Here is a 9630-nt window from a genome sequence, read left to right on the forward strand (position 1 = left end):
GTCTGTTCGCTGGTCGGTCACGGCAATCTCCCGCTTGGAAGTTATGACATATATCTATAACAAATAGCGCGGGGCTGTCGAGCGGGGATATCAAACGTGCAGGACGACGCATTGCCGCTGGCAGGCATCAAGGTGATCGAGTTCACGCACATGGTGATGGGGCCGTCGACCGGCGTCATCCTCGCCGATCTCGGTGCCGACGTGATCAAGGTCGAACCGCTGGGCGGCGACCAGACGCGCAAGCTGCTCGGCTCGGGCGCCGGCTATTTCCCGATGTTCAACCGCAACAAGCGCTCGATCTGCCTCGATCTCAAGAGCGAGGCCGGGCTCGCCGCAGCCCGCGCGCTGTGCGAGGGCGCCGACGTCGTCGTCGAGAATTTCCGCCCGGGCACGCTCGACCGGCTCGGGCTCGGCTATCAGGCGCTCAAGGACGCCAATCCCGGGCTGATCCACTGTGCCGCCAAGGGCTTTCTCGCCGGCCCCTACGAGCATCGCACCGCGCTCGACGAGGTGACGCAGATGATGGGCGGGCTCGCCTATATGACGGGTCCGCCGGGCCGGCCGCTGCGCGCCGGCGCCTCGGTGATCGACATCACAGGCGGCATGTTCGGCGTGATCGGCCTCCTGGCGGCGCTCGAGCGCCGTCACCGCACGGGCATCGGCGGGGAGGTCAAGTGCGCGCTGTACGAGACCACCGCCTTCCTGGTCGGCCAGCATATGGCGCAGATGGCGGTGACGGGCGCGCCCGCGCAGCCGATGCCCAACCGCATCTCCGCCTGGGCAATCTACGACGTGTTCGAGACGCGCGAGGCGGATGAGCAGCTGTTCGTCGGCGTCGTCAGCGACGCGCAATGGGCGGCGTTCTGCGCCGCCTTCGGACTCGACGATCTCGCCGCCGACCCGGAACTGGCGAAGAACAACCAGCGCGTGCTGGCCCGTGCGGCAATCCTGCCGCGCATCCGCGGCATCTTCTGCGCGATGGCGCGGGCGGAACTGGTCGCCAAGGTCGAGACGATCGGGCTGCCCTTCGCGCCGATCGCGCGGCCCGAGGACCTTTTTGACGATCCGCACCTCAACCATGGCGGGCTGGTCGACGTCACCATCCCCGGCGGCGGGGCGACGCGCCTGCCCGCTCTGCCGATCGAGTTCGACGGCGAGCGCGTGCCGCTGCGCCACGACATTCCGCGCGCCGGCTTCGACGGCGCCGCCATCCTGCGCGAGATCGGCTACTCCGCCGACGAGATCGCGGTGGCGCTCGCGTGCTGACCGCCGCCGTGCAGATCGAGGCTCAGCCGATAGCGATCGCCGCGATAGCGCGCGCTGGTGAACAGCAGCGGGCGGCCGTCGGTGTCGCGCACGACGCGATCGATCCTGATGATCGCGGCGCGGCTGTCGGTATCGAGCAACGCGGCGAGCGCCGGATCGGCGGGCACCGCCGAGATCACCTGCGCGCCGGCGCCGATCGCGTGGCCGGCCGCGCGGATCAGTTCGAGCATCGGCGTCGTCGTCAGCGCATCGCGGCCGATCGCGCCGCCGATGGCGACCGGCACGAAGCTCTCGATCGCGCCCAGCGGCGCGTCGTCGGCGAGCCGCATGCGGAGCGCGCGGACGACGCGAGCGCCTGCCGCGAGGTCGAGCCGTCGGGCGACGGCGTCGCTCGCCGCCACCTCGCCGAACTCGATCACCCGCACCTGCGTGCCGCGCCCGAAGGCGATCAGCGACTCGATCGCCTGGTCGATGTGTCCCTCGATCGGCACGGCGGGCGAACGGAAGGTGACGCGCGTGCCGACCCGGCGCCTGCGCTCGACGAGCCCGTGCTGCGCCAGCTCGTCCAGCGCGCGGCGTGCGGTGATGCGCGATACGCCGTGGAGCGCGCCCAGCTCCTGCTCGGTCGGCACCGCCGCGCCGAAACCGCGCTCGCCCGACAGGATCTCGTCGCGCAGGCCAAGATAGATCCGGTGATAGAGCGGGACCGCATCCCGCGCGCCGTTCGCCGCCATGCGCATCGCGATGCCGGGTCTCGCGCGATCCGCCAAGCCTGTCACGGCTGGAGCAGCTGACATGGGCAGGACCATTTTCGAGAAGATCTGGGATCGTCACCTCGTCGAGGATCTCGGCAACGGCACCGGGCTGGTCCTGATCGACCGCGTGCTGCTCCACGAGCGGACCGGCGGCGTCGCGTTGCAGAGCCTGGAGTCGGCCGGTCGGCCGGTGGCGTCGCCCGGACAGGTGTTCGCGACGATGGATCATGTCGTCGACACGCTGCCGGGCCGCACCGATCGCACGATCATGCCCACCGGCACCGCGTTCATCACCGCGACCCGGGCGGCGGCGCGGGCGGCGGGGATCACGCTGTTCGATCTCGGCGATCCGCGGCAGGGCATCGTCCACGTCATCTCGCCCGAGCAGGCGATCGTGCTGCCAGGGCTGACGCTCGTATGCCCCGACAGCCACACCTGTTCGCAGGGCGCGCTAGGTGCGCTCGCCTGGGGGATCGGATCGAGCGAGGCGGAGCACGCGCTTGCCACCACGACGCTCCGGGTCAAGCGGCCCCGGACGATGCGGATCACCGTCGATGGCGCGCTGGCGCCGGGCGTGACGGCGAAGGACCTGGCGCTGCACCTGCTGATGCGGTTCGGATCGTCGGGCGCCAAGGGGCACGTCGTCGAATATGCGGGAGACGCCGTGCGCGCGCTCGACGTCGAGGGTCGGCTGACGCTCTGCAACATGGCGACGGAGCTCGCCGCCTTTACCGCCATCATCGCCCCCGACGAGACGGTGTTCGCTTACCTGGATGGTCGACCCTACGCGCCGAGGGGGGCGATGTGGGAGCAGGCGTTGGCGGATTGGACGACGCTCGGCTCGGATGCGGACGCGGTGTTCGACGCCGACTGCCGGGTCGATGCCGCCTGCGTCGCGCCGATGGTGACATGGGGGACGAGCCCGCAACAGGCGGTGCCGCTTGGCCGCGCGGTGCCGTCGTTCGCCGAGGTCTCTGGGTGGGACACTGCCGAGGCGCACGCGCGCGCGCTCGACTATATGGGGCTGGGCGAGGGCGAGGGGATCGTCGGCGCGCCGATCGACGCGGCGTTCATCGGCTCGTGCACCAACGCCCGCCTGTCAGACCTTCGCCGCGCCGCCGCGATCCTGAAGGGCCGCCACGTCGCCGCCGGCGTGCGCGCCATCTGCGTGCCGGGATCGGGCGCGGTAAAAGCCGCCGCCGAGGCGGAGGGGCTTGACCGCATCTTCCTCGACGCGGGTTTCGAGTGGCGCGAGCCGGGCTGCTCGATGTGCTTCTTTGCGGGCGGCGAGAGTTTCGGCGCGCGCGAGCGAGTCATCACGTCGACCAACCGTAACTTCGCGAGCCGGCAAGGACCGGGCACGCGCTCGCACCTTGCCTCGCCCGAAACGGTGGCAGCCTCCGCCATCGCCGGCCGGATCGCAGGCGCTGGGTCGGTGGCGTGACGCCGTTCACGACGCTCACCTCAATCGCGGTGCCGCTGATCCGCGACAATATCGACACGGACGCGATCATCCCGTCGCGCGAGATGAAGACGGTCGGCAAGACCGGCCTCGCCGACGGGTTGTTCGCGGGCTGGCGCTACACGCAGGTCGGCGGCCGCGAGCCAGAGCCGGGCTTCGTGCTCAACGACCCGGCGTATACGGGCGCCGCGATCCTGCTCGCCGGCGCCAATGTCGGCTGCGGCTCCTCGCGCGAGCATGCCGCCTGGGCGCTCGCCGAATATGGCTTCCGCGCCGTGATCGCGCCGAGCTTCAACCCGATCTTCCGCGGCAATTGCGTGCGCAACGGCATCGTCCCGGTCGAGCTCGACGCATTGCCGTTCGCCGACGCCCCGCAGCCGCTGACGATCGACCTGCCGGCGCAGACGGTCGCCGATGCGACGGGGCACGTCATGGACTTCGCGATCGACGAGGAGGCCAAGGCGATGCTGGTCGGCGGTCTCGACGCGATCGACCTGACGCTCCTGCGACGCGACGCGATCGCGGCGTTCCGAGACAAGGATCGCGCGGTGCGCCCCTGGGCCTATCGCTAAAGCGCCTTCACGCGAAGCGACGTGTTCATCGAGGTGATCGGCTCGCAGGCATCCTTGCGCACGATCATCATGTCTTCGACATGCGTCGTTCCCCAACCGAACTCATGGTACGGCATGTCGAGCGTGAAGACCATGTTTTCCTCGAACGCGAGGGGATGGTGGCCCGGCATCTGCGCCCCGACCGAGACCGGATGGTCGGTGTGTTCCAGCCCCACCGAATGCGGCCCGGCGATGACGAAGCCCGGGAAGCCCTCGTCGTGGACGGTCTTGAGCGTCAGGTCGACGATCTGCTTGAATGTCTTGCCGGGGCGGATGTTCTCGTACGCGATCCGGAGCGCGCGGCCGACCGCGTCGAAGCGTTTGAGCATCTCGGGCGTCGGCTCGCCGAAGAACACCGACCGGCCGACATCGCCGCGATATTGTTTCCAGGTGCCGACCGAGTCGAGCTTGATGAGCTCGTTCGCCTCGACATCGCCGGTCGCCAGGCCGCGGATGTTGGCGATGATCCACTCCGAACGCCCGCCCTGCTCGGCCATCGACAGCGCGTGGATGCGGCCGATCTCGTCGAGCGGCATACCGATCTCCATCCTGTCGACCACCGTGTCGAGCGCGGCCTCGCTCATCCGGCCAGCGATCTTGAGCAGCTCGATCTCCTCGGGGCTCTTCACCATCCGGATTTCCTTGAAGATGTTGAGCGCGTCGATGCCCGCCACATCCTCCAGCCCGATCGCGCCGAGCCAGCCGCAGACGCGCGGATCGTCGAAGCCGAGCCGCCCCGCCGTCAGCCCGGCGGTCTCGATCGCGGCGGCGAGCGCGCGCGTCGCGGTCGCTTGCGCGCCGCCCCGGTGCATCGCGTAGCGATCGAGCAACTGGCGGTCGCGCGGCGCCATGTCGGCGCCGATGCGGGTCGGGTAGGGCGTCAGCGGCGCATCCACGAGGTCGCCGGTGGTGACGGGCTGATCGCCGGTCTCGTCGATCTCCTCGGTCGAGAACTCGAAGTCGCGCGGCGGGATCGCCTTGGGCGCGATGCGGGTGATGTAGGTCGCGACGTTGGGCATCCACGTCGGGACATGCTCGAGGTGATAGACGCCGGTACCGGGCATGATGAGCGCGGCGGGCCGGCTCTCGTCGCGCGGCAGCAACGCATAGAGCGTGTAGTTGCGCGACATCAGGAACATCGGACCCCAATAGTCCGACAGATAATAGATGTTTTCGGGAAAGGCGGCGACGAGGCCGTCGAGGCCGTGGCGGTCCATCACCTGGTTCGCGCGTTCGCGGTTCAGCAGCATCGGGTCGCTCCGTTCAGAGGAAGAAGGCACGCATCGTTCGATCGGACAGGTCCAGACCGCTTCATCGACCTATTCATAGCGATGCAGCGGCTTGCCGTGTTCATGAGCATGGCCGCGGAGGGGTCCTGTGGAACAGCAGGATCGGCGTCGTCGCGGGCTTGACCGGTCCGGCCTGCAACAGATGCGTCTGCCAGCGGCACTGGGTGTATACTCGACGCTGAACAGGGGCGGGGCGCATCCCGATCGCATAGCGCCGCCACCCGGTGCGGGACGAGGAGACGGTGGCTTTGATCGACAGGCGACCACATCGCGACGACGGGCTGCCATGCCGCGCGCTTCATGCTTGTCTCCAGCCATGAGCAGCATCTCGAATGCCACGCCATCGCCCGTCTTCGGCCGGACCGAGGCGCGTAGCGCGCCGGCGCTGCCTCTCAGCCTCTACTTCGGCTGGGGACTGGGCACGCTGGGGCTGACCGCCTTCATGGTGGGCAGCTATCTGCTGCTGCGCTTCATGACCGATTACATGGGCGTGCCCGCTGCCTTGGCCGGCACGATCTTCGCGGTCGCCAAGATCTACGACGGGATCGCCGACCCGGTCTTCGGATCGTTCTCCGATCGGACCAGGACGCGCTGGGGCCGGCGTCGACCGTTCCTGCTCGCGGGCGCCTTCGCCTGCGCGATCACCTTCGCGCTGGCGTTCAACGCGCCGGTGATGGGCAGCCGTGGCGGCGCCGTCGCGTTGCTGGTCGGTTTGCTGCTGCTCAATTCGACCGCCTACGCGATCTTCGCCGTGCCCTATATGGCGATGCCTGCGGAGATGACGGACGACCCGAACCAGCGATCCAAGCTGATGTCGTTCCGCGTCGTCAACGGCGCGCTCGGCAATCTGGTCGGCGGATGGGCGACCGCGTCGCTGATCGCCTGGTTCGGCGGCGGGCTGTTCGGGCACCGGATGATGGGCATCGTCGTGGGGCTGGCGATCTTCGCGGTGCTGATCGGCTGCTTCGCACTGACCAAGCCTGCGCGCCGCCGCGATGCGGGGGGCGAGGGACACGTCCCCTACCGGGAGCAGATGCGCGCCGCCGCGCAGAACCGGCCGTTCGTGATCCTGCAATCGTGCAAGCTGTTCCTGCTGGGCGCGGCCGGGCTGCACACGGCGTCTGCCGCGTTCTTCGTCCAGCGCCGGCTGGAGATGTCCGACGCGTGGCTGGGCGCGATCTACGCGACGCTGACGGTGGGCACGATCGTCGGCCAGCCGTTCTGGCTGTGGATGGCGCGCCGCTATGGCAAGCGGAACACCTATACGATCGGTGGCCTGTTGACCGCGGCGACGTGGCTGCTCTGGCTGCCGCTCGGTCCGGGCACGTCCGAGGCGTCGATCATCGTCGTCGGGCTGCTCGCAGGGTTCGGCAACGGCGGGGTCGTGATGATCAGCCAGTCGATGCTGCCCGACACGATCGAATATCAGTATCGCCGCAACGGCCTTCGCATCGAGGGGAGCTTCGCGGGCGTCTATATCATGGTTGAGAAGCTCGGCCAGGCGATCGGCGCCTCGCTGACAGGCATGCTGCTGGGCGCTTTCGGCTATATCCAGGCAACCGCCGGCAGGCAGGTGCCGCAGCCGCCGAGCGCGATCCTGGGGATCACCTTGGTCTATTGCGTCGTCTCCACCGCCTTCCTGCTCGTCAGCGTCGCGATCCTGCGGTTCTACCCCCTGGACGAGCGGACCATGACGATGCGAACAGACAGGATGCGAACCATGACGTTGCGCCCGGGAGCCGCGCATGGCTGAGCCCGTCCATCGCCGGCTCGCCATTCCTGGGCAGGACCCCGCCGACGACCGGCTGCTCGGCATGGTCGCCGCGCTCGCCTCGGAGATCGCGGTGCTGCGCGAGCGGCTCGACACGGTCGAGCGGCTGGCCGGACTGGACGCCGCCGCGATCGACGGCTTCGTGCCGGACGCCGGCGCGCAGGCCGGCCGCGACGCGCTCCGCCGCCGGCTGATCGACAAGATCTTCGGGCCGTTGCGCGATGCGCTCGGCCGCTCTGCCGGAGGAACGCCATGACGCACGCGATGCTGCCCGCCGCCAGTCACGACGAACTCGCCGAGCAACTGTTCGTCCGCGATCTGAAGGTCTGGCTGACCGAGGAGGTCGAGCCGCAGGCGCGCGCGCTCGCCGCGTCGCTCGATCCCGGTCCGGCGAGCAATGCGCGGACCGCGCAGACTTATGAACGGCTGCTCGACGACGGGGCATTTCGCGACTGGGCGAGCGTCCGTCGCGCCTCGCAGGAGCTGATGTGGGATGCGATCGGTCGTGGCGTCGCCCGGCAGCGCGAGGTGCTGGAGGCAAAGGCCGCGGCCGCGCCTGCGCTCGGCTCGCTGAGTCTCGACCCGGACTTCGTGCTGCCCGACTATCTCGCGGCGGGCGACGTGCATCTCATGCCGGGAGGATATCAGGCAGAGGATGGTGGCATCGGCCAGGGCGCGATCATGGATCGCGGTGGCGCCGTCTATATGCTCGGCAAAAACGGTGGCTTCCTCAACGACGGCCGCGGCAAGACGATCGTCCAGCACCTGTTCGCGCGCTATCCGGGCTTCGCGCCGACGCGCATCCTCGAACTGGGCTGCGGGATCGGCGCGAGCATCGTCCCCGTCGCGACCGCCTTTCCGGAAGCGGAGGTGCATGGCGTCGACGTTGGTGCATCGATGCTGCGCTACGCGCTGGCGCGCGCGCGTCACCTCGGGGTCGCGATCGACCTGGCGCAGGGCTCCGCCGAGCGGACGCGGTTCGACGACGCGAGCTTCGATCTCGTCTTCTCGGCAACGCTGTTCCACGAGACGTCGCAGGCCGCGATCGGCCGCGTGCTGTCCGAGAGCCGACGCTTGCTGCGCCCGGGCGGCGTGGCGGTCCACCTGGAGGTGCCGCAACGCTACGACACGATGGATCTGTGGGGCAGGGTCCGCGGCCGGATCGAGGCGGACTACAACAACGAACCCGCTTGGCAGGCGGCGATCAGCGCCGATTATCTCGCGGCGATGCGCGCGGCGGGCTTCGCCGAGGTGACGGCCGGCTATCAGGACGCCTGCTTTGCGCCCGACCGCGCCGCGGGCGGCTTTTCCGACACGTCCAAGGGTGTGTTCCGCTCCTGGTTTGTCGCGTCGGGTCGCGCCTGACCTGACGACGGCGGCGAAGCGTACGGCGCGATGATCCCGCCGCTGACCGTCGGTTTCGCGTGATTCATGCAGGCGTTCGACGTCGATGCGGCAATCGTGGCGCTGCCCGTAATTGCGCGCGTTTTCGGCGCGCCGATGCTCGCGTCAGGCATCCTCATCACGGCGTATTTGGTCGGCGCCGCTGCGTGCTGCCACTGTGCGGCTGGATGGCGAAGCGCTTCGGTGGCCGCCGGCTGTTCGTCGCGACGATCGCGCTCTTCAGGGCGAAGTCGGTCCTGCGTGGCGCGGCGGACAATCTGCCGCTCCTCGTGCTCGCTCGCGTGGCGCAGCGGTGTGCGGGCGCGATGCTGCTGCCCGTCGGGCGGATCATCGTGCTGGCTCAAACGTCGAAGGGCGACATGCTCCGCATTATGGGTCTCCTCATGATACGGTGATGTTTGGCCGATGCGGCGGAGGCCGATCGGTGGGCTGTTAAAGCACTGGCGGAAGTGCCCCATAGCGTGGTGGAAGAATACCGATCCTCGGTCAGGCCAAGGATGATCAGGCCGCCAGTGCTGGCAAGCTGATGCGCAGATTATCGCTCAACGTGCCGATGGTTTCTAGGTAACTGCTCACGGGGTTGGCGCGTGAGGGCCTGATTAGGCGATGGCGAACCTGCCGTCGACCAAGTCGCGGATTGCGCTGAGAGCGGATTGGCCGTTCAGGCGGGCGGTTCCGGTGACGGAGCGGTAGCCGGCGTGGATGCTGGCACCCCAGTCGGAGCGGAAGCCGCCGGTCACCTTGCGGAATACGACCGATGGGCGGATCTCGCGTTCGGAGATGTTGTTGGTGGCGGGCACGTCGCGGTCGGCGAGGAAGACGAAGAACTTGGTCCGCCACGCCTTGATCTGCCTGAGCAGCACCTTGCCCGCAGGATGCGCGACGGGCGCGCGCATCAGCCGGGACAGCGTGAGGTCGGCCCTGGCGGCATAGCTGACGAGCGTGGTGTCCTGCAGCCGATGTCGTCGTCTGCCGACCCCGATCGCCCAGCGCAGATGGTCGCGAACCGTGGGCGCAAAGATCGTATCGCCGCAGTCGATGGCATATTGGACGTCGCGCAGGACGTGAGCCA

General features: G+C 68.8%; 10 protein-coding genes. 7 read left to right on the top strand and 3 right to left on the bottom strand.

The features are described 5' to 3' along the window. Window positions 1–96: 96 nt before the first annotated feature. The gene (locus tag ACFE65_RS16780) at window positions 97–1266 is read left to right on the top strand and encodes a CaiB/BaiF CoA transferase family protein (protein WP_375383506.1); all 1170 of its coding nucleotides are present in this window, start codon (window positions 97–99) and stop codon (window positions 1264–1266) included. Here the strand turns inward: ACFE65_RS16780 and ACFE65_RS16785 are convergent. After that, window positions 1227–2045 (bottom strand): GntR family transcriptional regulator, encoded by an 819-nt coding sequence (locus ACFE65_RS16785; protein ID WP_375383507.1) that lies wholly within the window; start codon window positions 2043–2045, stop codon window positions 1227–1229. The genes ACFE65_RS16780 and ACFE65_RS16785 overlap by 40 nt on opposite strands. Window positions 2046–2061: 16 nt before the next feature. On the opposite strand from ACFE65_RS16785, the gene ACFE65_RS16790 reads away from it, so the two are divergent. Together ACFE65_RS16790 and leuD are read left to right on the top strand one after the other, a co-directional pair. Further along, a complete protein-coding gene (locus tag ACFE65_RS16790) occupies window positions 2062–3465 on the top strand; it encodes a 3-isopropylmalate dehydratase large subunit (protein ID WP_375383508.1) in 1404 nt (467 codons plus the stop codon). Further along, entirely contained in the window at window positions 3462–4055 is a 594-nt protein-coding gene (leuD, locus tag ACFE65_RS16795; RefSeq protein ID WP_375383509.1) for a 3-isopropylmalate dehydratase small subunit, read from the top strand. The genes ACFE65_RS16790 and leuD overlap by 4 nt, the downstream gene beginning before the upstream one ends. Here leuD and ACFE65_RS16800 read toward each other — a convergent pair. Next, window positions 4052–5344 (bottom strand): M24 family metallopeptidase, encoded by a 1293-nt coding sequence (locus ACFE65_RS16800; protein WP_375383510.1) that lies wholly within the window; start codon window positions 5342–5344, stop codon window positions 4052–4054. The two genes, leuD and ACFE65_RS16800, sit on opposite strands and share 4 nt — an antisense overlap. Window positions 5345–5699: 355 nt before the next feature. Between ACFE65_RS16800 and ACFE65_RS16805 the strand changes: the two genes are divergently transcribed. The 4 genes from ACFE65_RS16805 (at window position 5700) to ACFE65_RS16820 (ending at window position 8953) form a co-directional block, all read left to right on the top strand. After that, complete coding sequence (locus tag ACFE65_RS16805) at window positions 5700–7136, top strand: MFS transporter (RefSeq protein WP_375383511.1); 1437 nt, start codon at window positions 5700–5702, stop codon at window positions 7134–7136. Continuing rightward, window positions 7129–7410, top strand: a complete 282-nt coding sequence (locus ACFE65_RS16810) for a hypothetical protein (protein ID WP_375383512.1) — start codon at window positions 7129–7131, stop codon at window positions 7408–7410. The genes ACFE65_RS16805 and ACFE65_RS16810 overlap by 8 nt, the downstream gene beginning before the upstream one ends. Beyond that, entirely contained in the window at window positions 7407–8519 is a 1113-nt protein-coding gene (locus ACFE65_RS16815; RefSeq protein ID WP_375383513.1) for a class I SAM-dependent methyltransferase, read from the top strand. The genes ACFE65_RS16810 and ACFE65_RS16815 overlap by 4 nt, the downstream gene beginning before the upstream one ends. Window positions 8520–8725: 206 nt before the next feature. Continuing rightward, window positions 8726–8953, top strand: coding sequence for a hypothetical protein (locus tag ACFE65_RS16820; RefSeq protein ID WP_375383514.1), 228 nt, complete (start codon window positions 8726–8728; stop codon window positions 8951–8953). A gap of 204 nt (window positions 8954–9157) precedes the next feature. Here the strand turns inward: ACFE65_RS16820 and ACFE65_RS16825 are convergent. After that, a partial coding sequence (locus tag ACFE65_RS16825; RefSeq protein WP_375383515.1) for a transposase occupies window positions 9158–9630 on the bottom strand: 473 nt, incomplete at its 5' end.

It is taken from the genome of uncultured Sphingomonas sp. (assembly GCF_964237335.1).
In the GTDB taxonomy this organism is placed as follows: Bacteria; Pseudomonadota; Alphaproteobacteria; order Sphingomonadales; family Sphingomonadaceae; genus Sphingomonas.